The organism is Shewanella maritima, from assembly GCF_043643735.1.
Lineage (GTDB): Bacteria > Pseudomonadota > Gammaproteobacteria > Enterobacterales > Shewanellaceae > Shewanella > Shewanella maritima_A.
This window is the reverse complement of sequence record NZ_JBHZSM010000003.1, coordinates 128,370-153,829: the sequence shown is the minus strand read 5'-3', so window position 1 is coordinate 153,829 and position 25,460 is coordinate 128,370. Positions and strand designations below refer to the sequence as shown.

26 protein-coding genes and 1 tRNA gene are annotated in these 25,460 nt (G+C 40.9%); 7 read left to right on the top strand and 20 right to left on the bottom strand.

The window, feature by feature from the left end; translation table 11 throughout:
• Positions 1 to 191 precede the first annotated feature (191 nt).
• Positions 192 to 268 (top strand) — tRNA-Ile (locus tag ACHUGF_RS04900).
• A gap of 250 nt (positions 269 to 518) precedes the next feature.
• Here the strand turns inward: ACHUGF_RS04900 and ACHUGF_RS04895 are convergent.
• The 8 genes from ACHUGF_RS04895 to ACHUGF_RS04860 all read right to left on the bottom strand — a co-directional run bounded on the left by ACHUGF_RS04895 (position 519) and on the right by ACHUGF_RS04860 (position 8,440).
• The gene (locus ACHUGF_RS04895; protein ID WP_394129664.1) at positions 519 to 809 is read right to left on the bottom strand and encodes a hypothetical protein; all 291 of its coding nucleotides are present in this window, start codon (positions 807 to 809) and stop codon (positions 519 to 521) included.
• Positions 787 to 2,823 (bottom strand): PHP domain-containing protein, encoded by a 2,037-nt coding sequence (locus ACHUGF_RS04890; protein ID WP_394129663.1) that lies wholly within the window; start codon positions 2,821 to 2,823, stop codon positions 787 to 789. The genes ACHUGF_RS04895 and ACHUGF_RS04890 overlap by 23 nt, the downstream gene beginning before the upstream one ends.
• Before the next feature lie 124 nt (positions 2,824 to 2,947).
• Positions 2,948 to 3,292: a hypothetical protein gene (locus tag ACHUGF_RS04885; RefSeq protein WP_394129662.1), complete on the bottom strand. Its 345-nt coding sequence runs from the start codon at positions 3,290 to 3,292 to the stop codon at positions 2,948 to 2,950.
• A gap of 360 nt (positions 3,293 to 3,652) precedes the next feature.
• Positions 3,653 to 5,662: a replication endonuclease gene (locus ACHUGF_RS04880; protein ID WP_394129661.1), complete on the bottom strand. Its 2,010-nt coding sequence runs from the start codon at positions 5,660 to 5,662 to the stop codon at positions 3,653 to 3,655.
• Entirely contained in the window at positions 5,655 to 5,960 is a 306-nt protein-coding gene (locus ACHUGF_RS04875; RefSeq protein ID WP_394129660.1) for a hypothetical protein, read from the bottom strand. The genes ACHUGF_RS04880 and ACHUGF_RS04875 overlap by 8 nt, the downstream gene beginning before the upstream one ends.
• Positions 5,953 to 6,210 (bottom strand): helix-turn-helix transcriptional regulator, encoded by a 258-nt coding sequence (locus tag ACHUGF_RS04870; protein ID WP_238102567.1) that lies wholly within the window; start codon positions 6,208 to 6,210, stop codon positions 5,953 to 5,955. The genes ACHUGF_RS04875 and ACHUGF_RS04870 overlap by 8 nt, the downstream gene beginning before the upstream one ends.
• Before the next feature lie 76 nt (positions 6,211 to 6,286).
• On the bottom strand, positions 6,287 to 7,186 hold the full coding sequence (locus tag ACHUGF_RS04865; RefSeq protein WP_394129659.1) for a hypothetical protein: 900 nt from the start codon (positions 7,184 to 7,186) through the stop codon (positions 6,287 to 6,289).
• Positions 7,187 to 7,204: 18 nt separating this feature from the next.
• Complete coding sequence (locus ACHUGF_RS04860; RefSeq protein ID WP_238102565.1) at positions 7,205 to 8,440, bottom strand: site-specific integrase; 1,236 nt, start codon at positions 8,438 to 8,440, stop codon at positions 7,205 to 7,207.
• 509 nt (positions 8,441 to 8,949) lie between these two features.
• Between ACHUGF_RS04860 and ACHUGF_RS04855 the strand changes: the two genes are divergently transcribed.
• Positions 8,950 to 10,503 carry a phospholipase D family protein gene (locus ACHUGF_RS04855; RefSeq protein ID WP_394129658.1) on the top strand — a complete coding sequence of 518 codons (1,554 nt, stop codon included), beginning with the start codon at positions 8,950 to 8,952 and terminating at the stop codon, positions 10,501 to 10,503.
• A gap of 194 nt (positions 10,504 to 10,697) precedes the next feature.
• Here the strand turns inward: ACHUGF_RS04855 and ACHUGF_RS04850 are convergent, their stop codons facing one another.
• The 3 genes from ACHUGF_RS04850 to ACHUGF_RS04840 all read right to left on the bottom strand — a co-directional run bounded on the left by ACHUGF_RS04850 (position 10,698) and on the right by ACHUGF_RS04840 (position 13,303).
• Positions 10,698 to 11,429: a DUF599 domain-containing protein gene (locus tag ACHUGF_RS04850; protein ID WP_394129657.1), complete on the bottom strand. Its 732-nt coding sequence runs from the start codon at positions 11,427 to 11,429 to the stop codon at positions 10,698 to 10,700.
• A 113-nt stretch (positions 11,430 to 11,542) separates the two neighbouring features.
• A complete protein-coding gene (locus tag ACHUGF_RS04845) occupies positions 11,543 to 12,991 on the bottom strand; it encodes an NAD-dependent succinate-semialdehyde dehydrogenase (RefSeq protein ID WP_394129656.1) in 1,449 nt (482 codons plus the stop codon).
• Positions 12,992 to 13,105: 114 nt separating this feature from the next.
• Positions 13,106 to 13,303, bottom strand: coding sequence for a hypothetical protein (locus tag ACHUGF_RS04840; RefSeq protein ID WP_394129655.1), 198 nt, complete (start codon positions 13,301 to 13,303; stop codon positions 13,106 to 13,108).
• A 202-nt stretch (positions 13,304 to 13,505) separates the two neighbouring features.
• Here ACHUGF_RS04840 and ACHUGF_RS04835 point away from each other — a divergent pair, with 202 nt between their 5' ends.
• Positions 13,506 to 13,850, top strand: a complete 345-nt coding sequence (locus ACHUGF_RS04835; protein ID WP_394129654.1) for a DUF3634 family protein — start codon at positions 13,506 to 13,508, stop codon at positions 13,848 to 13,850.
• A gap of 36 nt (positions 13,851 to 13,886) precedes the next feature.
• Here the strand turns inward: ACHUGF_RS04835 and ACHUGF_RS04830 are convergent, their stop codons facing one another.
• From ACHUGF_RS04830 to ACHUGF_RS04795, 8 genes are all read right to left on the bottom strand, one after another.
• A complete protein-coding gene (locus tag ACHUGF_RS04830) occupies positions 13,887 to 14,513 on the bottom strand; it encodes a DUF3833 domain-containing protein (RefSeq protein ID WP_394129653.1) in 627 nt (208 codons plus the stop codon).
• A complete protein-coding gene (locus ACHUGF_RS04825; RefSeq protein WP_394129652.1) occupies positions 14,503 to 15,123 on the bottom strand; it encodes a chalcone isomerase family protein in 621 nt (206 codons plus the stop codon). The genes ACHUGF_RS04830 and ACHUGF_RS04825 overlap by 11 nt, the downstream gene beginning before the upstream one ends.
• A complete protein-coding gene (locus ACHUGF_RS04820; protein ID WP_394129651.1) occupies positions 15,092 to 15,691 on the bottom strand; it encodes a DUF2878 domain-containing protein in 600 nt (199 codons plus the stop codon). Before ACHUGF_RS04820 ends, ACHUGF_RS04825 begins: the two co-directional genes overlap by 32 nt.
• Before the next feature lie 44 nt (positions 15,692 to 15,735).
• Complete coding sequence (locus tag ACHUGF_RS04815; RefSeq protein WP_394129650.1) at positions 15,736 to 16,977, bottom strand: class I SAM-dependent methyltransferase; 1,242 nt, start codon at positions 16,975 to 16,977, stop codon at positions 15,736 to 15,738.
• Positions 16,978 to 17,286: 309 nt separating this feature from the next.
• Entirely contained in the window at positions 17,287 to 18,174 is an 888-nt protein-coding gene (locus ACHUGF_RS04810) for a DUF1365 domain-containing protein (protein ID WP_394129649.1), read from the bottom strand.
• Positions 18,171 to 19,439 carry an NAD(P)/FAD-dependent oxidoreductase gene (locus ACHUGF_RS04805; RefSeq protein ID WP_394129648.1) on the bottom strand — a complete coding sequence of 423 codons (1,269 nt, stop codon included), beginning with the start codon at positions 19,437 to 19,439 and terminating at the stop codon, positions 18,171 to 18,173. The genes ACHUGF_RS04810 and ACHUGF_RS04805 overlap by 4 nt, the downstream gene beginning before the upstream one ends.
• The gene (locus ACHUGF_RS04800; RefSeq protein ID WP_394129647.1) at positions 19,436 to 20,203 is read right to left on the bottom strand and encodes an SDR family NAD(P)-dependent oxidoreductase; all 768 of its coding nucleotides are present in this window, start codon (positions 20,201 to 20,203) and stop codon (positions 19,436 to 19,438) included. The genes ACHUGF_RS04805 and ACHUGF_RS04800 overlap by 4 nt, the downstream gene beginning before the upstream one ends.
• A complete protein-coding gene (locus ACHUGF_RS04795; protein WP_463602276.1) occupies positions 20,200 to 20,862 on the bottom strand; it encodes a nuclear transport factor 2 family protein in 663 nt (220 codons plus the stop codon). Before ACHUGF_RS04795 ends, ACHUGF_RS04800 begins: the two co-directional genes overlap by 4 nt.
• Before the next feature lie 345 nt (positions 20,863 to 21,207).
• Here ACHUGF_RS04795 and ACHUGF_RS04790 point away from each other — a divergent pair, with 345 nt between their 5' ends.
• The 4 genes from ACHUGF_RS04790 (at position 21,208) to ACHUGF_RS04775 (ending at position 23,977) form a co-directional block, all read left to right on the top strand.
• Complete coding sequence (locus tag ACHUGF_RS04790) at positions 21,208 to 21,789, top strand: YgjV family protein (RefSeq protein ID WP_394129646.1); 582 nt, start codon at positions 21,208 to 21,210, stop codon at positions 21,787 to 21,789.
• A gap of 884 nt (positions 21,790 to 22,673) precedes the next feature.
• Positions 22,674 to 23,003 (top strand): hypothetical protein, encoded by a 330-nt coding sequence (locus ACHUGF_RS04785; protein ID WP_394129645.1) that lies wholly within the window; start codon positions 22,674 to 22,676, stop codon positions 23,001 to 23,003.
• A gap of 123 nt (positions 23,004 to 23,126) precedes the next feature.
• On the top strand, positions 23,127 to 23,561 hold the full coding sequence (locus ACHUGF_RS04780; protein WP_394129644.1) for a hypothetical protein: 435 nt from the start codon (positions 23,127 to 23,129) through the stop codon (positions 23,559 to 23,561).
• 119 nt (positions 23,562 to 23,680) lie between these two features.
• Complete coding sequence (locus ACHUGF_RS04775) at positions 23,681 to 23,977, top strand: hypothetical protein (RefSeq protein ID WP_394129643.1); 297 nt, start codon at positions 23,681 to 23,683, stop codon at positions 23,975 to 23,977.
• Between the two features lie 102 nt (positions 23,978 to 24,079).
• On the opposite strand, the gene ACHUGF_RS04770 is transcribed toward ACHUGF_RS04775, so the two are convergent.
• Positions 24,080 to 25,405 (bottom strand): ammonia-forming cytochrome c nitrite reductase subunit c552, encoded by a 1,326-nt coding sequence (locus ACHUGF_RS04770; RefSeq protein WP_394129858.1) that lies wholly within the window; start codon positions 25,403 to 25,405, stop codon positions 24,080 to 24,082.
• Positions 25,406 to 25,460: the final 55 nt, after the last annotated feature.

The window sequence follows — 25,460 nt, the reverse complement described above, 5'->3', positions numbered from 1 at the left end:
AGGTTTTTTTATACGTGTTGTCTAATATGAGCTAATCACTCATCGCGACACCAGCACAAATAATGCGTTGTTTGTACAACAGATAAGCAATCAACAATGAAAATCAAATTTCAATGTAAAACGCAGGTGACAAGCCCCAATAAACTTCGTATACTCTTTTGCGCTTTTGATAGTGACGACTGTCTTAAGTCGGCCCCTTAGCTCAGTTGGTTAGAGCATACGACTCATAATCGTCAGGTCCACAGTTCAAGTCTGTGAGGGGCCACCAATTCAGATAAGCCGTAGCAGGTTAGTAACCGCTACGGCTTTTTCGTATCTGGAGTTCTGTGTAGCAAATATGTAGCAGATATCGACCTTTAGTATCAAATTCATGCTTAGAAATACCACTTATCTTAAACTGCTCAATATAGTTTTCAAATTCACTCGTTTCTTACATTTCAAGAAAGACAACTAAATGTTATATGGAAAGCTCCAAGTAGCAGAGTTATTTGAACGGTGATAGTAAGCTATTAGGCCAACTACTCGCTATATTTTGCTAGCGACTCTTTGAATAGATTCTCGCTTTCATCCTTAAATCTAGAACGTTGACTATTTAGTTCTACAAATTTTGCATAGAGGCTCTTGTAGATTATTTCGTGTGCTTTGTTATGCACTGTGACCTCTGATGGATCATCCATCTCAAAGCTGTCTTCTAAGCATTTGTTTACAATGACTAGTATATCTTCTTTAGAAATTTCATCGAGTGGTTTCCAAATCGCCCCATCCAATGAATAAAAGCCCTTGCTACTATCGATCTTCAAGCACTTCATACTTTCTCCTTCTTGCTAAATATGGTTCGCTACCTGCCTCTAAACAATCAAGCAATACCGTGTGATTATTTATTTCTGTACCATCAAGTCCGACTAGTACTTTATCTGTTGGATGTCCTGTATATAACTCGTACTTAACTGTACCTTCAACAATTCTCCTGTACGTATAAATCAAATAGTCAGGCTTAATAGATGCGCCAACGGTACTGTTGTGTGTCACGAGAATCACAGGCATAAAACTAGACATTTCTTTTATAAGGTTATTAACTTTTCTAAACAGGAATCTATTGTCAAAAGAAGACTCAGGCTCATCAATAAGCAGCAAGTCAAACTGGCTAGCATCACTTATTTCTTGTAGCAGTCTGTATTCCGAACGCTCGCCACCGGATACCTTATAGCCAGAAGAATTTAAAATATCATAGCTAATTTCTACGAAAAGCTTGTGATAATCAGTTTCAGCCAGAGCTTCGATTTTTCGAAGTTCTTCAAGATAAGCAAAACCACTGGTACCATAATGAGAGAAGGCATTGGAAAACGCTATCTGTTTTCCTAGTACTGCACCAACATTACGAGCGTTAGCAAATCCGCTCCTTCTTGCAACCTTTGAAAAACCTTGTATGTCTTTACGCAAAAACTCTTTATCTTGTTGAATGACTTTGCACAGGGTATCAAACTTATCAACTTTCCTTTGATCGAGAGCAAATTTGTATAAGTTGACCTCACTAATAGGAGCGGCAGCTGTGTGCAGCTTTAACTCACTCTTGATATTGTCCACAAGGTCATTCACAAATGACTTCTTAAGCTCCAGCTCTCTGTTTTTGTTATATTCGTTTATTAAGTCGATGACTAAATTCTTTAGGCTATCGATTGAAATATGTCTATTCACAATAGCCTTGTAGCCAGAGTTATTAGCTAAAGTCATTGCTGCAATAACCAATGCATTCAGTGACTCCAAATCATCGACAGTAAAGTTTGATTCTGAAAAGAGCCTTGCCTTGGCAAAAGAGTCAAGTTTATGGGATTCCTTTGCGTGATTAAGTAGAGAGCTCACAAAGTCGTTGAGCTCTCGATTTGACTGGCAAAGGTCAACATCTCTCATCAAATCAACTGATACTTTAAACTCTTTTAGGTAGTCTTCGGTAATTCTTGACTGACTTGTGGATAGGTTTTTTGAGAACTCTCTTTCATCATCTTCATCTATCTGCAATAGAGAAAATTGCTTAACGTACTTAACTCGTATATCGTCAGTGCTATTTTGTTCCGAAATTAGATTCAGAGTGTGTGACTTACCAGTTGATCTTTCTCCTAGGACAACATTTAACCCAGTAGACATCTTCAGGCCATTGTTTAAAGCCTCAAAAAACTGGTGCCCCTCTTCTTTTGATAAATGCACTTTATGCTTATCCGATAGTGCAACTTTTAAAGCTTTAAGAGTAATATCGCCGATGTCTATATAAGTTTGTCTCGATGGAATAACCTTGAGGTTTTCTTCTATACGTAAGTCACTAAAACATACAGGAACTAGAGCAGCATGGTCTTTTATGCAGTGAGTAAACTTCCTAGGGCTAGTAACTTCTCCCGCTGTGACAAAATCAGAAAGCTTAATGAGTGTCTCTTCTTTTACTTCAGGAGACTTCTTATAGTGAGGAATCAACAAGTACTTTGATAAATCTGTAAATACTGCTTGGAACTCTTCAAATGTAATTGAGGTGTATTCGTTAGGTATTAGAGCAGTGATTTTATCGCAACGAGCTTTAAAATCGTTTAGATTATCTTCCGCTATGACTAAAACGTGTGTATCTTCAATATCAATTTCGATACCCGGAAATACCTTGATCTTAATTTGCTGTTGGATTGTGCGAAACTGCTCCAAATCGAACATATTATGATTGGTAATAGCAATAGCATCTAGGTTTCCTTCTGTAACATACCACTTCAACCGATCAATACTAAAATTAAACCTCCTGTCACTAGGAGTGCTTACGGTATGAATATGCAAATCAATTTTTTTCACAGGCTTCCATTCCTATTTGACACTAGATTAGTGGAACACTAATTTTGGTCTCTTAAATAAAGGTAATATTATTGCTTTAGATAATGAAAATCACGAGCTTTGTCTTGCCTTTATTTAGTAACATTTATGTGTACGACGTAGTACCAAACCCCAGATTACAGGTGTAACACCACCACCCATCATCATCTTTATGCATTCTAACCATTTGGTCTTTAGTATCTTTACATTTGGGACAAAACGGACCATCCCGATTATCATTTTCAATAAGCCAATAAAGACCACTTTCAAATTTTAACGACTCATTGGTAGCTAGCCTTTTTTGTAATTTGGCATTCACTTCTCTTAGCTCTAAGTTTTCTTCTTGTAGCTCTAACGCTGCTTCACGCAACTCAAGAATACGCTCTTGGGCTTCTAATGTTGATCCCTTTTTAATTAGGTCAACTATATCTTTATATTTAGGAAGTGCCAATATATGCTCCTTTATTCATAAATAATGATTTGTGAACTTCACGGACTTATTTTTATACAATTTTAGATTCTCAACGATTCTATCAATTTAGGCAATAACCATAGTCTAGTAATGGTTAATTTATATCAAAAATCTTAAAATCGTATATTCTAAATTTTATTAGTACAGTTATTTACAGAACTCCAAGTAAAAGCACTTTAGCCATTCTGTCTAATGATAAATCGTGGGATTAAAGTAGGTTTACAGGATGGTTGTTGCTTTTGAAGCTAAAAAAGAAGCTTTGTGATGGTAGATATTACTGTAATTTAAAGCATGAGTTTAAAGCATTAGACATTGCGTCTAGCCGCCTTATTAAACCGCTTATGCTTTTTGTACCCTCCATTGATAAAGCCTTGTGGCAATCGCTTGCCCAGCGAACCACAGTCCCTTAATTTTAGTGGTAAGCTCACCATCATAATAACTAGGTAAACATTCACCCGTTTGTTCATCAACGTTGAGCTCATAATGCAATTTGATAGGTCTATCTTTTAGATTAATTGAAATGCCGCCCATAGCAGTCGTGTAAGCTTGCCAATCACTGTTATCCGCTGCAAACCTTGCTTGCTCTAACACTGATGTATTATTTTCCGTATCGGTGTTAAATAGCTTTTCACGTAGTCTCCTCAGTTCACGCCAAACCGATACGCTAGCACCACCAATTTGCTGAAATTGACGAATACACCAGCAAGAAGCCCACGCATCAATACGTTGAGCGACTAAAAGTGAATCATTGCCAAATTGGTCTTCACCTAAACCTTCACCATCAATATTTTTAACGATGTATTTTAGGATGTAACCAGTGGCTGAACCTTTACTCGGGTCAATTTTTTTAAAGTCACACCGGTTCTCTAAAGCGCCCTTTTCGTCACCATCAACCTCTAAGGCGTAATGACGGATAATATCTTGCATTGCATCAAGCTTTTCAGCTTCAATAAAAAATAACATATGCCAATGAGGTGTTCCGTCATGCTGTGGCTCAACCACACGAAAGCCATATGGATTGATATCATTTCGCTTAAATTCAGCTCGTGTTTTTTGCCATTGATGATTTAAATAGGCATTGGCTTCATCTGGCATTAACCCTTCCCATTTGGGATTAGGGGCACCTGATTTTGAAAAGGCTCGATGATACTTTGAAGGACATGTAATGGTAATAAATAACGCCTCATGCCCCTCATCTTTAGCCAAGTTTTCAAAGCCTCTAGCACGGCAAATCAGCTCATCTTTTCTGATTTTTGGATTAGACACATTTAGGTCTGATACCTCCTTTAATGTGTAACTCTGCCCTGCATCGTTAACGATGATGCTAGAACTCAATAATTCTTCATTTCTCAACCGTTGAGTTATTCGGTTCTTAGTTGTGATATTACTAGCGTAAATCTGTCTCTTACTATTAACAAAATTGAGGTGTAATGCTGCCTTTTCATTGGCCTGAGTAATAACTTTACGAAACTTCTTTAGCCACCAGCGCTTATCTGAATACCGTTTTATACAACCTGATATTTTCATCGATTGATTCAGATCTAACCGGTTAAGACCAAATGACTCAATGTACCTAGATAGAAACTCATACAATGTTTGCTGTTGCTTCGAAGTTAAATCTGCAATCAACTCCTTTGTATCAGCAGAGCAATCTTTTATCTGACTTTGGTCAATTGCAGGAAGCAATCCGGCATCATTCCCGCATTTCTCGGGATGGACTTGGTCAATTGCAGGAAGCAATCCGGCATCATTCCCGCATTGTTCGGGATGGATTTGGTCAATTGCAGGAAGCAATTCGGTATCATTCCCGCATTGTTCGGGATGGATTTGGTCAATTGCGTGAAGTAATTCGGTATCATTCCCGTATTTTTCGGGATGAATTAGGTTAAATGCAAGAAGCTGTTCGGTGTCACTACCGAGTGTTTCTGGCACGCTTCCAAGATTAACTTTGCTATTTATATAAAATTTAGTTTCATCGAGCGCTTGATGATGAATGCTGATAAATTGAACGGCACTAGGGTCTATCACAATACGCCTGCAATATTCAGCACACTCTTTGGCTTTGAGATTTATATCGTCATCAAAACCAAAAAACATATGCGCTAACTTTTTCGGTAAAAGCTTAAACAACTGTGAGGTAGTGTCTAGAATATGACGATTTCTAAGATAGGGCGTTGGTTTAGCAAATGCTTCCTCTAATATTGTTCTTTTTATCAAATTAGGAAAAAGCGCAAGTCTCCTAGAAATAAAAGCTGCATCAGCACTTTCCACTTTAGACAAATAGGGTGATAGAACCTCATCACCACTATCCATTGCCTTAACAAGATTACTCCTTCGAAACTTATCCATTTGAGCAAGCTCCAAACCTGAGTTTAGATAGGTAATTAGCTCCTTGCTCAGTCAAAAAGTAATGCTCATACTTAATGCCAAAAGGAAATACTATCTCACTGGTAACTAATCCCTCTTTAACAAGTTTAGTGAGTGTTCGCATATCAAACTTATATCGCTGGCCATGCTTGCTAACGTAGCGGTCTAACCCATTTGTTTTTCGGTATGAATTGCCTACTTCACGGCAAATTTCAAAGTGATTGCCATTTAATGAAAGCCAAATTAAAAATCGATTTTGCTCCTTTGTTAACTTAGGCATGTTTACCACCTATGGCACTCTGCCCTAAGTGTTCCATGCGATAAAAACTATCAAGCCACTGGTCTAAATCTTCTTTAAGATAGCGAACTGCTCGACCAATTTTGATAAATGGTGGGGCTGGGGTTCTATTATCGCGATTACCTTCCATACGCGACTGACGTAGGAAGGAACGACTCATACCGATATATTCGGCTGTTTCTATTTCAGATAGTGCGCGTTTGGTTTCTGCGGTGGGTATTGCTGTTGGCATGTTTGCCTCCATGTACGTTTAAGTTCATGGAGGACAATAAAAGGCGTTTCTAGTCCTAGGAGTCCTTCTAGGACTGCTAGGACAAAGTTTTTTTCAGTTCTCGTATTAAATTATAAAAGCTCTTTTTCTTCATCTGTTTAAGCTCAGACTTTATGTCGAACCAGTACAATATATCATTACCAATTTCATCAATAATTTCGTCAGTATCAAACTGTCTAGGATCATTCAAAATATCTTCTCCTAGCCGATTCCAAATCTGACTTGCTTGCTCATCAGGGTATTGCTCAAGCATCGTCTGCAATAAAAGGTCTATAGGGCGACTATTTTTTTGAGTTGAATTCGCGAGCTGTTTGGGCTCATCATCTTCTAAATTGTTCCGAATATTGCGTGAAAAATAGCTATTAGCTTTCTTAAGCTCTTCTGAAGTGATGCAGGCATCATCTAGCGTAAAGCTCTGGCTATGATGAAATAACTCTTTCTTAAGTGGCTTTGGAGGCTCACAGGGCGTTGATGTATCCCTGCTACTTGCTACGCCCTTACACATGTTCTCAAACTCTTTTAACATGCTGGTACGCTCTTGAGGATAAAAGTAAAAAGGCATGTATTCGAAAGGGATCTTATCAAAAGGTGTAGCTAACCATTTTTCAATAACGGTATTTGGCACCTCAACAGTGAACGGGTAGTCGGTCGAATAATGGGAAATTTTGTTTTGTTGCAATATGGTCGAACTGCCGACATATATTTTGCTTTTTTCAAACAATTCAGTTTGCTGATTTTTGGTCATTGAAATAAGCCCTGCATACTTCGCTTGGCCGAAACAGCTAAACTTACCCTTTACCCAACCGCCAATCAGCACATCTGTTGATTGGCAGTATAGGCAAAATGATACTTCGGTATCTGTGCTTAAATACTGAATATCCGCATCAGACAGCCCACAAGTTTCATTTAATTCTGATAGTCGATAATATGCTTTCAAGTCATTCCCTTACTTGTATTAACCAATCAAGTTTACCGCTGCCGCTTTATGCTCTGGTGCTAAGTGAGCATACCTTAATGTCATCGTCATATCTGCATGACCAAGTAACTCTCTCACCGTGTTTAGATCAACACTCTTCATCACTAATTGACTAGCAAAATGATGCCTCAAATCATGAAAATGAAAGTCCTGTAACTCTGCATCTTCAACCACCTTAGCAAACCCTTTTTTAAAATCGGTTAACGGCTTCCCTTCATTACCTTCAAATACAAAAGATGTAAACGGGTTTTGCTCACGCCATTTGGTCAGCACATTGAAGGCTGCATTGTTTAGTGGGATATGCCTAGTTTTACCAGACTTTGCCGATTCACCTTTAATCGTTAACACTTTTACTGAAAAATCTATGTTCGACCATTTGAGCGATAAAATCTCCCCTCTTCGCATACCTGTATTCATTGCAAGGATGACAATTGGCTCGATGTGATCTGCGTAGGTATGACTGCTAAGGCATGGTTGCTGCGGGTAACCGCGCTTTTGTCTATGCTCATTAGCACTCAAACGCTTTAACTTTATTAGCTTGTCACGTTCGGTCAATGTACTTAACAGAGCTTTCTCTTCTAATGGGTCTAGATAGCGAGTTCTGTTGTTGTCGAGCTTATAAGCCTTCACTTTGCTTAACTCATGAGAGTCTATAACTCCCCACTCAACAGCTCGACTCAAAGCCCCTTTTAAGGTGTTCACGTTATAGTTGATGGTTGCTTCAGCTTTATTGAGCTTTTTGGCTTTAGAGCGCCATTGCTCAATGTGCCATGCTGAAATCTCTGATAACTGCATATCAGCGAGTTCTTTAAAATTGTTAAGTAAAACACTTTTGATTTGGTCGGCTGTTCGAGTGCTATTAGCAATGAGCCAAGGGTGATACTTCTCTTCGACATAGACTGAAAATTTATTAAACTTTTTGGCTAACTCTTTTGCTTTAGCTGCTTTTTTATCTGACTGAACATTAACACCTGATGCAACCTTGCCTGCTTGGGCTTTAGCCATATCACGAGCTTGAGTAGGAGTAATTGCATTGCCCTTGCCTAATAGGAAATTTACCTGCTTGCCGTTGTGACGATAGAAGAGATAATAGGAGACAGCTCCCTTTGCTGAAATCCGAGCGTGGAAGCCCTTAATCTCGGTATCGTTGAGCCGCTTATCTTCAACAGTTAAGTTCTTTATCGAGGTCGCATTAATTTTTGATAAGATAGCCATACCACTCCCTGTGTAGCAAATATGTAGCAGATTGAAAGTATAACCAAGTTACGCGATGAATTACAGTGAACAAGATAAGCAAAATTAAACAACTATAAATCAGGAGCTTAAGTGACAATCAAGATATATAGAAGTGCATTAAGGTTCACTGAGGTTTAGCTAAAAATCAGACTCATAATCGTCAGGTCCCCAGTTCGAGTCTGGGAGGGGCCACCAATTCTGATAAGCCGCTTAGAGAAATCTAAGCGGCTTTTTCATATCTGGCGTTAGTTGCTTAGTCTTGTATATATCATCTCTTATACAGCGTTATATAACTTTAACAGCCAAAATGAACTCAATGATGCCTTCTCATCTCATTCGAAGATTAACAATATAAACACTGGCCTGTGATCACTTTAGTCACTAGCGCAAAACCGATTATTTCAATTTATCTCTCTTTGCTATACCCCATGACAAAATAAAATTATTTCAGTATGTTAGACACAAGTCTTTTCTTGTGCGAAGTCACCATGAAACCATTTAGCTTAGTTAACCATGTATGTATCAGTCTCTTGCTCATTACAGGCAGCTTTCTCATCACTGGCTGCAATGGGACAACAGATAGCGTTCCGTCATCAACGCTCAATCATTGTGACCAGCTTGACAGTAAAACAACTAACGTACTTTCCGCATTTATTGAACCCTTTGAAAATAAGCTCAAGCAGCAAACCGGTGTCTATGTACTTGAGCAAGGGACAGAAGCCATGATGTCGAGAGCTTGGCTGACCGATCACGCAGAGCACAGCATTGATATACAGTACTTTATTTTTTCAATTGATAATGTTGGTTTAATTGCCACAGACCATCTGGTCAGAGCCGCAGAGCGCGGTGTAAAAGTCAGGGTATTAGTTGATGACATCATGCTTGAAGCACAAGGCTATGAATTATTAATGCTTGCCGCCCATGAGAATATTAGCATTAAGATTTACAATCCCAACGCCAATATTGGCAAGAACATCATCAACAAAATTGCAGCCCTGACCACTGATTTTCACGGTTTTAACCAGCGAATGCACAATAAGATATTTCTGGTCGATGGTAAAATCGCGATCACTGGCGGGCGAAATATCGCAGATGAGTATTTTGGTTTTGACCACAGTTATAACTTCAGGGATAGAGACGTATTTTTAGCAGGAAAAGTGGTAAGCAGCATTGAGACTTCATTTGAACAGTATTGGAACAGCAACATTAGCGTGTCAGTACAGCAGTTGGTAGACGATAACCCCTACACGAGTAACCCAGATTTTAGCACCCTACATTCTTATGCCTGTAATCCAGAAAACTTTCACCCCGATATTCGCCGTGGTATTGAACAAGTGCCGCAAACGTTTAATGAGTTGATAGCAGCTGGAAAATTCCTCTTTTTAGATAATGTGGAATATGTCGCCGATGAACCGGGTAAAAATGATCAAACCTCGTTTTTAAGTGGTGGCAGTATTACCCGAAGTAAACTCATCGAATTAGCGCAATCTGCCAGTAATAATATATTAATTCAAACTCCCTATTTAGTGACGACAAAAGACGACCGAACCTTCTTAAAACAGTTAGTGGATAAAGGCATTAGTATTAAAATTCTCACCAACAGTTTGGCGTCCAATGACAATCTAGAAGCTTTTAGCGGCTATCAACGTAACCGTAAAGCGCTATTAAAAACAGGGGTGGAAATATATGAATTTAAACCTGATGCAAAAATTAGACAGAAGGTAATGTCTGAGCACATGCACAAACGCCTCGATTCTACGCCGATATTTGGTCTTCATGCTAAAACCATGACGATTGATAATGGAATTACAGTCATAGGTACTTATAATCTAGACCCACGCAGTGCCCACCTTAACACTGAAAGCTTGGTAATCATCCATTCAGAACATATCACCGATGATGTAAAACATCTCATGATTGAGGAAATGAAACCCGATAATGCTTGGCGGATCACTCAAGACTTTAACCCAGATGATCAAGTTGAGTTATCAAAACGGATTGGCGTTAAAATGCGGCGCATTGTGCCTAAAAGTATTCTCTAGATATTCAAGTGAATAAAGTACGAAAGTAACATGAAAGTGCGTATAGCATTTCATTTTATACAGGCACATCAAACTCGCGAGCTTAGTTTAGTGAGCAAATGGTGCGATAAATGATACTTGATGAGCTCGCTAAAAAGTTAGCTCGCTCATCTAGTACAAGCTGTAAGGAATAACAAAAACAGGTCAATGTCGATTTACTTAATAAAATCGATGCCTCTGGACTTCGCTTCTATCTCTAAATGTTTTTGAGCAGCGGTAAAGGCTTTTACCGCTCGGGACTTAAACTCACGTCGGTACAAGGTATAAACAACCAAGATACTAGCAACGATGAAAGCATAGGGGTTCCAAAACCAACATAATGCCGCCATTGAAAAATAATAAGAGCGTAAACCATAGTTATATGAATGCGCTGCCTGATCGCCAACTGTGGCCATTTGTCTGGCATAAGCAAACAAGTTTTCATTCCTACTGGATAAATCAATTGGCGCAGCACCAATCATTACATTCAAGAATCCATACTGACGCATTGCCCAAGTAAATTGGAAAAAAGCCATCACAAAAATACCGACCAACACACCTAACTTCACTTGCACTAATGCATGGTTAGGATCAGATGCCAGTGGAATAGAGTTAATCACCTCTTCTAGCCTGTCTACCTGAGCAAATAAGGTCAGCACACCCGCTAATACCAGTAAGGTTGTTGAAGCAAAGAACGCAATATTGCGTTCAATATTTGCCATTAGCGCGGCTTCAGCCACCCTCACCTCATGACCAATAAGTTGATTCATCCAATGGATCCGGTGCATGTGTAAACAACGAGAAATACAATCAGTGGTTTTTGCCTTGCGCTTTGAAAAGTTAGTGTAACCCAACCAGCACACCACAAAACAAATAAACGCTAATAAATCAATCAGAGGGAAAGTCATAGGTCATTGTCACCATTGAATAAAAATATTCATGTTTCTGTTATTGTGATTATGCACAAGTATTCCATTGCGTCCAATGTCTGTTTTAAACTGAGCTGAAAATAGCCATTAATTTAGTATTTATGACACTTGTACTTAAGCGTTAAATACTCTTCAAGCCCTTGCCTGCCACCTTCACGACCAAACCCAGATGATTTAATACCGCCAAAGGGCGCAACCTCAGTAGAAATTAACCCAGTATTTATCCCCACCATACCGTACTCCAATGCATTAACGACATGATTTAGCTGTTGTCGATTTTCACCAAATACATAGGCTGCTAAACCAAACTCGGTGTCATTGGCCTGGTTAATCACATCTTCAACGCTATCAAACTCAATTAACGGTGCCACAGGCCCAAAGGTTTCTTGTTTTGTACATAACATTTGCGCAGTCACATTGGCGAGAATCGTTGGTTGATAAAAGTGACGACCAAGTTGATGTCGCTGCCCACCACAAATTAATTTTGCACCTTTACTCAGCGCATCATCCACTTGCTGCTGCACTTTTTCTACCGCGGCTAAATTAATCAAAGGCCCTGTGGTAACCCTAGGGTCATCGCCTCGGCCCACATGCAATTTAGCCACAGCTTGGCTAAGTTTCTCACCAAACTCTGCATAGATGCTTTGATGGACATAGATGCGATTAGCGCAAATGCAGGTTTGGCCATTATTACGAAATTTAGATAACATTAACCCTGTTACGGCTTGGTCGACATCAGCATCTGCCAACACAATAAAGGGCGCATTACCACCCAGCTCTAACGATAACTTCTTCAGCGTCGGCGCAGATTGCTGCATGAGTTTAACCCCAACCGCTGTCGAGCCTGTAAATGAAATTTTGCGAATAATGGGGCTTTCAGTAAAACATTGCCCCAGCATGTTTGCATCGCCTGTCAATACGTTAACCAAGCCCGCTGGGAATCCCGCTTGATGGGCTAGCTTAGCCAGAGCAAAAGCGGTAAAAGGTGTTTGCGGGGCAGGTTTAACCAACATACTGCAACCTGCAGCCAAAGCGGGTGCGAGTTTACGGGTGATCATAGCCGCAGGGAAATTCCACGGCGTAATCGCAGCGCATACACCTACTGCTTGTTTAGAAACATGGATTGATAAATCACTTTGATGGGCTGGTATTTGCTCGCCATAAATGCGCTTTGCTTCTTCTGCATACCACTGCACATAAGATGCCGCATACATCACTTCGGCTTTAGCTTCAGCCAAGGGTTTCCCTTGTTCACAGGTAATAATAAAAGCGATGTCTTGCGCATGTTCAACCAGTAGTTGATACCATTTATACAGCTTTTCACTGCGCACTTTTGCAGTTTGTTGCTGCCAAGCTAATTGTGCCTGTTGTGCTGAAGTAATGGCTGCTTGTATCTGCTCAGGTGTTAACGCTGGCGCATGGCCAATAATATCGCCTGTAGCTGGGTTTACCACTGGTGTAGTAGCACCGTTGTCGGCATCACACCAATGACCATTAATAAAGCACTGTTGATGAAAAAGGGGGTGAGAATCTAGCTGCACAGCAACTCCTTTGCAATTAGGCAATGAAGCAGAATATATCACATGCTGAGTCAGCTACAGCAGATTTAGAAATACATTTTGGTCAACCATCATGCTGTTTTATTGCATGAATGGCTAAAGCAACATCTCATTAAACAAAGAGCGGTCAATGCACGAGGGGTTATTGTCCACTTGGTGTTTGAGTGCTTGCCAATGGCAAGCGAGATTTTCGATTTGTTCGCCACGTTGCGGAAATTGACGTCTGAGCCCTTCGAGTATGTTTACTTGCATCTCACAAATTTCAGACCAGCGTTTCGCATTAGAAATAGCCATAGCTTCATCCTTGAATAAGTTGTTTTCCATAAAACGGTAAAAACCGCCAACGCTTTAAAATTATCACAAATAACCAAAATTGCACTTTTTGAGACAAATTATTACCAACCAAGTGCACAATTTATGATGTATATGGCTTTACCCTCGCTCATATAAAGGTATCTTATTAAAAGGTAATCATACTTTTTTAGGGATAAACATCATGAATGATACTGTGTTAAAGGTATTGTTTCTGGCCGCTGCAGCATTTTTGATTTACAAGTTCATTTTTGGCAGTAAAAAAGGACTGACGATTTTTGAAATGCACTTCAAAGACGGCCGCCTCAATCGTCATAAAGGCAAAATTCCAGAAGCGTTTGAACGTCATTGCCGGAGCTTAGCTAAGAAGCATAAATTGACATGTACTATTCGTGCAGAGCGATTAGGTGATGTGAGATTACATGTCTCCGCCAATATTCATGAAGATTTGGTCCAGCAAATTCGCAACCTATTCCCGTTTGATTATTACGAACGAAAGCAGGTTGATAATTCAAAGCTAAAAGGCTAAAAACTTATCAGTTTGATAATAAAGTAATCCTAGTCATTACGCTTTTGGTATCTTGCTAATCACTAGGGTGACTTTAGCCACAGTTAAGCCAAACTTGATGATGTCACTCTTGTTGATGATGGTATTTTCGTCAACAAGATACATCCAATCATCAAAATGCACTTGATAGTCACTGTCATCCACCGTTAGCAGCATATCGTAACGCCAGCGTAAGGCACTGCCTTTGGCCACCCCTGTCGCCTCACCAATAATATCACCGGCTTTGCCTTTGTACTGACCATCACCTAAATCTGTGATATACCAAATACGCGTTTGCTTTTCACCATCATCATACACAAACCACTCTTCTAACTTGCCTTCATTCTCCTGCCAGCTCGCCTGCATCTTTACCGTAAACTTGCGCACAACCTTGCCAGAAAAATCTTCTACTACGCCAGCTGCGTATAACTCACCATCAAAAAAGCTCGCTAAATCAAGCTTAGGGTTAGTATCGGCATAATCTTCAATGCTGGCACTTGAACAAGAGGCCAACAGCAGCAGCGAACTCAATATCAGGCTACTACGCAGTAACAAGGATAATCTAGCTTTGGTGTGAATAAACCAAGCTGTTATCACTCTTGTTTTCATCACCCAGCCACTAATACTTAATTTATTAGTAATCATGGCTCACCAACCCAATTAATGATTGACGTAACTTAGGACGACTGGTGTTTTCAGATAACCAGATATCGAGAAAGGTTTGACTAAACTGCATATCACTTACCTGATAATACAAGGCGCCATTATAAAAAAATTGACCATGCCCATTCGCATCAACATTAAAGGTTAAGGTGTCACCTTGATAAATATCTGGCCAAGCTTGGGTGAGGTGGTGTTGGTATTGGTTAATGAATTGCTCATTGAGGCCTAAATGCAGCCACTGTTCCACTGTCGCCTCGACAATATCTTGCGCATCTATTTCTCTGTGATATTCAATGTGTAAGATGACCGGCAATTGCTCATCTTGGTACTCGCCATTACGCGAAAATAATTGCGCACTGTAGATATCAAACCACATTAACGACATTTCAGCCTGCCCCACTTTTTGCAAAGTGTCAGTATCAGCACTGCCCACACTAAAATGCGATAAATATGTCTGTTCGACAGGTTTAGCATTAACCTTGATTGAAGCAGCTGACATGAATAAGGCAACCGAACTCAGCAATATGATATGTACTAAGCGAAGTGGATAGGCTGTGAGGTTATCGCTCTCGCCCGCTTGATGCACTTTCATTTTGTTCCCCTATGTAATGATGACTTACCCAACTTGAGATAAATAACAATACGGGGAATAAGGCTGACCAGATCAAAAACAGTAGAATACTGGTCAAAAACAGATCCAGAGGAAATGATACCGCTTCGAATTTGGCGCCTGCAATGTAGCTCAAAGCACCAAAAACACCTCCTAACGTAGCTTGGAGGAGAGTGGGAAGACGTTTAAAGGCCGCTAGGCTGTAATTAAGCGATAAAGCAAAGATACACCATAAACACATTAGCCAAATAGGAGATTGAGCGAAATGAAAAACGCCTGATAACACCAGCATACCATCAATACTAATACCTATGATTGCACAAGCCAGTAAAGTAATGACATCGACCTGTTTCTGTTTTGATAGCAGCACGTGCACAGCGATGACAGTCGTTGACAACCATAAATATTGATTGTCGTACAACACACCAAGCCACCACACTAACTGAAAGCTTGCCGCATTAAACAGTACCATGGTTAACCCCGATGATGCTGGCGCATTTGCCACACCTTGAAGTGAAATCTCACGCTGCGATAATTGAAACTTAGCCATTATTGCACCCACTTAGTTGTGGCATGGTGAAATGAGTCAAGCCACTAAATGGCTTGACGATATTGCGGCTTGTTCGCCACCAAATGAACCGCACTGGTCGTGCGTTCTAAAAAACCACCTTCGCAATAGCATAAGTAAAACTGCCACATACGCATAAAATCTTCGCCATAACCAAGCGCCGAAACTTGCTCATGAGCCGCTTCAAAGTTTTGCTGCCAATGCCATAAGGTTTTGGCATAGTCCTGACCAATATCATCAATTTCACTGACGACCATATCGGTAGATTTAGACACATGTTTTGTCATCTCACTGATAGACGGTAAGCAACCACCAGGGAAAATATAACGCTGAATAAAGTCCACCGAACTGCGGTAGCTATCGTAACGCTGATCGGCAATAGTGATCGCTTGCAGCAACATACGTCCATCGGGTTTCAGTAGTTGATTTAACTTTTTGAAAAAACCTGCGAGGTATTCATGACCGACAGCCTCAATCATCTCTATCGATACCACTCTGTCATATTGTCCAGTTAACAAACGATAATCTTGCTTTAACAGTTTTACCTGCCCTTCAAGACCCAGTTGTTTGATTCTATCTTGAGCATATTCATGCTGCGCATCAGATATGGTGGTTGTGGTGACATGCACACCGTAGTGACTGGCGGCATAAATCGCTAATGCTCCCCAACCTGTGCCTACTTCTAACAAGGTTTGTCCAGGCTTCAAATCCAAGCGTTCACAAATGGTATGCAGTTTGTGTAACTGCGCTTCTGACAAACTAGCATCTTGACTTGGATAGATAGCACTGGAATACAGCATTTCCGGATCAAGAAACTGTTGGTACATATCATTGCCCAAGTCGTAATGGGCAAGGATATTGCGCTTAGACCCAGCTTGCGAGTTGCGATTAAAGATATGCTTAATGCGGTTAATACTGCGACTTGCCCATGAAAAATAACGTTCGATGGAATCTAACAACCCCAGATTACGGGCAAAAATTTGCACAACTTTGGTTAAATCAGGGCTAGACCAATGCCCTTGAATATAGGCCTCACCCGCACCAATTGAACCGGATAACATCACCTGACGGTAAAAGCTGGGATGATTAACCACAATCGTGCCATGCAGTTGACTAGCCTCATGCCCAAAGCTGCTAATTTTTTGATTATCAATAATGGTCAAATAACCTTGCTCAAGATGCTGAAGCGCTTTAACTAGTACCTTTTTAGCCAAACTATCACTAAAGCTGGCTTGACTGAGTTGAGCCTGAATTGCTGTATTTTCCATGTTTATCTCCGCTTCTCGAACCGTAGACTTTCTCTTTAACTGAGCGCTTTAACTGAACGCTCGAACTGAGTTAGTGAACTGAGCACAGTTGTATAATTAGTAAGTAATACGAGCCTCATCATAAAAAAGATCTGTCGCGGGTAAATATCATCACCCACTTCATTGAAAACTTAGAAAATTAACTACACAGCGCATATCTGAAACTTGACAATCAATCAGCAAACTTAACGATTTGTGATGACACTCAGTGTACAGACTCGCGAATTGCTAACTGTAAGGTAACCGACTAGGCTTATCTCTGATGCAGACTTATTTGGCAACGGACTTGCCTATGAAAGGAATGCGTTTACAGAAAATTTTTAATGCCTGCCAATAAATGCCCGCAATAATGCTGAATGTCATCAATGGATACCGCCATAAAAATCCGCGCATTGATTGAGCAGATATAGGCGTTCCTTCAAGCTTCAACCCTGCATGAAACAAGGTTTTAGACTCTGGTGAAACATTATCAATACCAACCATTAATTGTTTAGCATAGGTATTAATTCGCCAACGATACCCCATTTGTAAATCCATAAAGGGAGAGACGCTAAATACTTTATCAGTGAGCGTTGGCTGTGCGTGGTGATAATTGATCTGCACTAAATAGCAATGACGTTCATTCCAAGGAGTATTGCTGACTTCCGCCAACATGTACCTTAACGCCCCCTTTTGATAGCAAAAGTAAAAATTAACAGGGCTAAAATACCAGCCAAAATGACGAATTTGCCCAGCAAACACAACTTTATCAGTATCACCTTCGCCCCCTAAATGGCGAACGGTGGCGATGATTCTGGCTTTAAGCCCTGTAGGGGTATTAGCAAGTTGCTCATTGGAGAGTTGCAGCTTATCGCCAAATTGAGAAGACAGTTGATTAAGATAATCGGCACAATTAAATCGCAAGCAATTGGCTTTCGATACCGAAAACACGGCGGAAGTTTGCTCTAGCTGAGATAATTCATCTAAATCTAACACCAGCATGGCCATGTCGTATGTAAAACCATGTTTCTTAGGCACAAGGCGCTGATGCGTCACTTGCCCATGATAAACCCCTGTCATCAGAGTATTATCCATTTGGCGAGTGTCACTCACACCCTTTTCTGGCATTGCCACAGCTGTATTTAGCGTTGATGCAACCGAGTTCAGTGTGGTTTTCATAGTGCGATGCCAAATAACTCAGCCACATCAACTCCACTCCGCACCCCGTCTTCATGAAATCCGTTGTACCAATAGGCACCGGCAAAGTAGGTATTATTCACCCCATTAATGCGTGATTTTTGTACCTGTGCCTCGCTACTGGCTTGGTTGAATACAGGATGAGCATAATTGAATTTGCGTAAAATTTTTGACTCGTCAATTAATGCTGTTTGATTGAGCGTGACACAGAAAGTAGGCGCATCATCAGGTAAACGCTGTAAGATATTCATATTGTAAGTCACGCTGGCAGGGCGTGAATTAATATCACTACTGTCAACGCCGTCTAGACGATAGTTCCAACTTGCCCAAGCCGCTTTGCGTTTAGGCAGCAGCGCGGTGTCAGTATGCAGCACCACCTCATTATCTTGGTATTCCATAGCAGATAGAATGGCTTGTTCATCTTCACTGGGATCTGCCAACATGGCTAGCGCCTGATCACTGTGACAAGCTAGTACAACACTATCAAAGATTTGTGAACTGCCATCCACGAACGAAATCTTGACCGAATCGTCTAGACGTACAATAGACTTAACGCCCATGTTGAGAAATAACCGCTCTTTAAAAGGTGCCGTTAAACCAGGAATATAACTTCTTGATCCCCCTTCTAATACATACCACTGCGGTCTATCTGATACGTTCAATAAGCCATGATGCTGAAAGAAGCGAATGAAAAAGCGCAAGGCAAACGCGCGCATATCGTCAATACTGGCCGACCAAATGGCCGCCCCCATGGGCAGAATATAGTGCTGACAGAAAAAATCGCTGTACTGATAGCTTGCTAAAAACTCGCCTAAGGATTCACAAGGGTACTCGCCTGTTTGATAAATCTGCTTACACTGCTTATTAAAGCGAATGATCTCACTCAAGAAACGATAAAACTGTGGGTTAAATACGTTACGTTTTTGAGCAAACAAGCTCATTAGGTTATGACCGTTATACTCCAGCCCAGTCATCGCATTATGAACGCTAAAGCTCATTTCGGTCGGCAATGCTGAACTATTGATTTGCGACATCAACTTTTGAAAGCGCGGATAAGTCCGGTCGTTAAATACAATAAAACCGGTATCGATTGCATAAGATTGACCATCAAGCTCAACATCGACAGTTGCGGTATGGCCACCAATATAATCATTGGCCTCAAATACGCTGACATTGTGCTTACGGCTAAGTAAATAAGCAGAGGTTAAGCCAGCAATGCCACTACCAATAACAGCAATATTCTTCATGACATTTTCCTAGTTTCGTTATGTTGTAGCGCAGGTTTTGGCGCTAACGCACGGGTAATCCATGCATTAGGTAACAAAGAGAACAGTTTAAGTAACCAAGTAAATTTTTTCGGAAAATGAATGTCACTTTTGCCGTTTATCATTCCCTTGTAAATGGCTTGAGCTGCTTGCTGGGCACTTATCCGCATGGGCATCGCAAAATCATTTTTATCAGTAAGCGGGGTTTCCACAAAGCCCGGATTAATCACACTGACACCGATATTTCGCGACACTAAATCAACCCGTAAGCTATCGGCTAAATAGGTGATTGCCGCTTTTGATGCACCGTATGCTTGCGCACGAGAAAACGGTAAAAAGGTCGCGCTTGAACTCATCAGTGCAAGGCGCCCACCAGCAGCCAACTGAGGTAAAAATGCTTCAAGGCAGTAGCCAGTTGCAATGACATTTGTATGGATCACACGCTGAAATAGCGCACTATCAAACTTAATAACATCATCAATGTACTCACAAGTGCCAGCATTGAGGATCACAGCAGATAATGACAAATCATGCTGCGCAATAACATGTGCAAGTTGCTCGCCAGCCGCCTTGACTTGCGAAGCGTCAGTGATATCAAATACCAATGGGTGCACACCTGATAACAAAGCTAATTGCTGAGCATTTCGGCCACAAGCAATCACTTGCCAGCCTTGTGCAACATAATGCTTGGCCAATTCAAAACCAATGCCTGAACTCGCCCCCGTGATCAATACGGCTTGACTCATGCCTGCCCCCCTATCCGCTTGTTGAGTATGCGGATCATGCTGCCAAGAATGGGCACATGTTGGTACAACATCTGACCTGCATCGAAGTAATCTCGATGTTTAATGATTTTGTCAGTGAACTGTAACTGGCTCATGCCCTCAACATTGATGGCTTGACCGCGATTAAGCTTTGGATGTTGGTAAGTCATGGTCCAAAATAAACACGCTGATTGAAGCCCTTGTTCAGGTAGCGCTTGAGAACCATTGGCAATTTGCTCTTGATAAGCATTGGCAATTTGCGCTTGAGAACCATCAACAGTTTGCATCAATTGCACTTGATGAATATCAAAAGCGATACTGGAGACATTGCTATAAAGCTCAGCAAAATATTCAGTTAATGCTGTCAGTCCAAGTACTTGATGCAAGGGATCTTGAAACTCAATAGTTTCATCATACACTTGCGCAAGTATCTCAAGATTATTCTTATTAAGGCGTTGATACATTTCAATAAAACTGTCTAGCACAGATACATTGGAGTACTGAGCATTCACTTGCAGTACATCGGTATTATCTCGGCTGACTTTGGAAGCATCTGGTGCGGCAGTGCCAGCGGTTTGCAGTGGTTCTTCTACTGACAATTGGGCATGACTCAATGGTGATTGATTTCCAACAGATGACATTAACTTCTCCTCTGAGAAAAATTGAACATGCCTAGATGAATGACTAACCATTTCAATTTAGACGTATCTTGTGCGCAAAATTAACTGCACATACTTATCATTCAATACGCATAATTAAGCTAAATTGATCACCAATTTCTCAGTAAAAAGTGAATAATTACATCAACCATCATCACAAATGCGCAAATCTATAGCAAACCTAATGACACAATTATGAAACAGCCAATATCATTCGGCAGTGTATTTCACCTCAAACCTAGGTCAAATGAGTAAAAAATGATGTAGATCACTGCATTCTCGCTCAAAAAACATACACTGCGCGGCCTTTTTATCAGCTGTCATGTTATGTTGTTTGCGATTTCACCAGAGTTAATGTTGGCCCAATTAGTGGGTTTTATTTCCATGTTTGTTGGATGGTGGGCCAGTGCCCAAAAACAACAACGCGCATTTATGTCTGGCAATATGGCAGCCTCAACTCTTACCGCAGTGCACTTTGCCATGATGGGCAGCCCATTAGGCATGGCTAACCAACTACTTAACTTATTACGCTTCACTGCTGGCCAAAACTCATGGTGTAAACAGGCATCACGGGCACACGTATTTGCATTGCTATTCAGTGCAGTCGCTATCGCTCAAGGCCTATTTTTTGCAGTGCATTGGGCTGAATGGTGCGCCGTTGCCTCTGGTGTGATAATGAGTTTCAGCCTGCTATATCTCACTGGCAACCAATTAAAAATCGCCTTTGTTATCACCAACGCCCTGAACCTATGCCTATCGTATTATTTGATGTCTTGGTCTGGGCTGATTTATCAAATTGTGACCATAGGGATTTTGAGCTATGGGCTGTTACAATCGGTAAGGGAAAGGGTTGAAACTGGTGAGTTGGGTGAGTTTGTGGTTGATTCACAGGTGAAGGTTAAAACATAACTATTTTGTTTGTTTAAGGTTATTGGTTGATTCTTTTCCAAACTGCGTTTGCCCTTTTGGCTTTATAGAATTAACGTCGTGGGTTTTCAACCCACACCCGACCAAAAGGGAGTGAACTGCGACTCCCTCTTGGATCACCCCGCAGCTCCCGCGAAGTGCTAATCCTCATGCTACAGAGTGAATTAACTAGCGCCTCATAATCGCCATCTGATGTATATGGATATACAAATGTCGCGCTGGCATGGATGCCAAGGAGCGACCATGGCTCATCTGAGGCTATGTCGGCGTCCTGCCTTCATCACGTGAATTAACTCAACGCATTCGGGCACTTCCAAGGGAGAATATTGAGCCTGCAGGTACGTATGTAATAGCTCAAAACTAAATATGGGAATTAAGGTATTAAACATCATAACACTGTCGCAGCCTACAGCTATTCCCCGTTCCAAGTTGCTGAAATACGCAGATGAAAATACCGTATAACCATCATGGATGATGGTTAAAGCTCAGGGGCACATGGATGTGCCATCTGAGCTGTTAGGTATTTTTATTGGAGTATGAAGCTTATTCGCTTTGAAAGAATAACTTGGTTGGGGCGCTGAGGGATTGTTAAGGGGGACAAGCGCTTTCCCCCTTAACTCGGGTGTGGGCGAAGCACCACGACGTTAATTAAGAAATGATGATTTAATAAAACGCCACAACGTTATTGATATTGAAAAACTCAAATACTAAACCTTATTTGATCTTGCGCATTTTACCAGATGGTGTATTGGGTCATTCTCTGATAACTTAATGAAATATAAATAGTTAACCGTGCGCATATTTCAAAGTATTCAAAATAAATGCGCATGCGCACTATATAAATGTTAGGTTAATAAGGATGTTTAATGAGTAATCCACTTCAAAACCTTAAAATCGATTATTGGTATAAAGCAGTAATGGTTATTAGTGCTGTAACTTTAGTATTGTCGTTAACCGTAGAGTTAAAAGGAGTGGAAAATGCTACTGTTCAGGTGTTCTCGATAGCAGCCCTCCTTATCGGAATGGGTGAATGGATTAATCACCCTTTGCAAACTAAAATTCACCCACCGGTACCAGGGGTTCATAACGGCCTTCAAGAAACCGGATATCCGCGAACTAATTCTTTTATGGGTTTATTATTTATTTTGCTAGGTCTAGTCTTATCTTTTTATAAGGTTTGGCAATTATTAACCTAACAAAAAAATCAAGTTCGCCCGCTGCGCGGGCTGGGACGCAAACATGTGGGCTGCTCACTTCGTTCGGATTTTAGCCCACATGCCTGCCCCCTTATTTAAAAGTTATATGCACTAAGGTCACGGATGAAGCAATATTCAGTCGTCAGAATTAAAAAGTTGAATCGTGAGTTCACATTGGATGAAAATCACATAGGTACACGTTCTCCTAAAGTTGGTGATGTTGCAACTATTGTAGATGTCTATGACGGAGCTTTTGATCTTGAGTGTTGCGACAAAGATGGCTGTACAATTTGGTTAGAAATCTTTGATTCAAAAGATGCTGAATTTGAAATTGTAGATAATTTACCTTCAATTAAATTATCGCCAAATGAGTTCGTAGAGTTATTTGATTTCATGGAAAAGGCTAACGAATTATTTCATCAGCCGATGAAGTATTCTGATGCTAATAAAGTAAAAGAATTTGCACAGGCTAATTACCCTTTAATTAAAAAGTTTTACTATGAAACTCTGTGGGATAAATTACCCGAAGCAGAAAAAGAACGACGACTTGATGAGTAACGTGCATATAACAAGCGCATAAAGTGAAGGGACTGCTAACGCTTGGCTCAGTTCCGTTTCGCTGCACAATTATAGCCCCTATGCGGGCGTAATATACCTTGTCGAGCATGGAGGCGTAATTGAAATTTATTGGAATTATTCTAGGTTTTATATTTTGCTTTATAGCTGGAGTATTTTGGCAAAAGTGGCAATTATTAGAGTCCGGCGCGGTTGAATTAACGACTCCTTTAACTTTGCAGTCATCTCCTGATGCAATTGGAGAATTACCAAAAGGTACAATTCTATATCCGTATTCAAGTACAGGAAGTATTGAGACCTTCATAGTTTTTGTTAACACCAAAAATCTAGACCTATTAAAACTCCATACTTTCGAGCAGCGGTCAACTGTTGCGCCAATTAATGGGTACGCTAAATAAAGTATATAACAAGCCAATTGAGCGCGGGGCGTTACCCATCAACAAAAAAGCAGCTTATTGATAAGCTGCTTTTTGCTATATGGTCATATCAGACCAAACCAACTAATATCCCGTGTTCGTCACTGGCTCCCAGTGTTTCTCCACTTCTTCTTTAATGAACTTCTCTTTTGCTTTCACTGCATCAGATTCAATAAAGCCAATCGCGGCATGGGCTTTTTCTTTGGTGCTAATATCTGGGTAAACCACATCATCAGCGCCGGTGTGCTTAAGCACCATGTTTAATAGTCTTCTTGCCATGGTGACTTGCTCAATGGCTTTATCCAGCAGTGCATGACCTTCTTCTGGGTTGTGGGCATATAAACCATGGGATGACATGGCAAAGTCCCAACGCCATTGTGAATGACGAATCCCCATGATGGCGTCATTCATTAACGGCCATGTTGCGCCTGCATCCCACGCGGCTTTGGCTTCGTAGTGGGCTTTGACTAATAAGTCTTCCACCTGACGGGCTTTAGCATCAATATCTGCTTTATGTTTGTCTAACGTACGGGTGATTTCTGCTTCGCTAGTGTGGCAACCGGCACAGGCGCTATCAAAGTGATCTAGCGCTTTCCCCACTTTGTGGTCAGTGTACTCATTGCCTTTTTCATCAGTGGCTACCGGCATATGACAAGTAATACAGGTGACCCCTTTTTCAGCATGTTCACTGCGGCTCCAGTGTTCAAACTCTGGGTGGCGAGACTTCAAGATAGGCGTTTTTGAAATTGGGTGGATCCACTCGTAGAATCGGCGAGTATCATAGTATTTTTCAATGTCATCAGCGGTATTACCGAAGATCCATGGGATATTAACTTTATTACTTTTTTCAGGCTGGAAGTAATACGTCACATGACATTGACCACAAGTTTGTGCCCCTTGCATGTTTAGTGACTGCTTTTCAAAAGGCAGTTGTACTTTCGCCATCGCATCTTGGGCATGAGGTCTAGGTAGTGCAAGATCCGCTTTGCCATCAACATGACAATCTGAGCAATAAACCGTGGCGGAAATCTCGGTGCCTAAGTCGGCAAAGTTAGCCGCTGAAAAGCCTTCTACACCCATTTCTTTCATTAACCTTGGTGCATCAGGGGTTTTACAAGTCCAGCAGCTTGCTGACAGCCCTTTTTCACCTTCGGGCACAGCAACACCGGTTCTGAGCGTGTGAGTAGCATCAGCCACTGCAAATTGGTGACCTCGCGGACTGCGGTATTCTTTTGCAAATGATGAACCCGCCCATAAAATAATGCTTGCAGGATAATGGGCCAACATATCTTCTGATTCAGACTGTTCCTGCGTTGCTAACCAAGTTTGGTATTGCACAGGAAACTTCTGTTGATTCGGGTCAACTTTATCACCCGCTGCGACTGCGTTGAATGTCATTAAGCAAGACATGCCAACAGCAAAACCTAAAGCAGCACTAACACGTAAGTTCATAACTTTGTTTTCC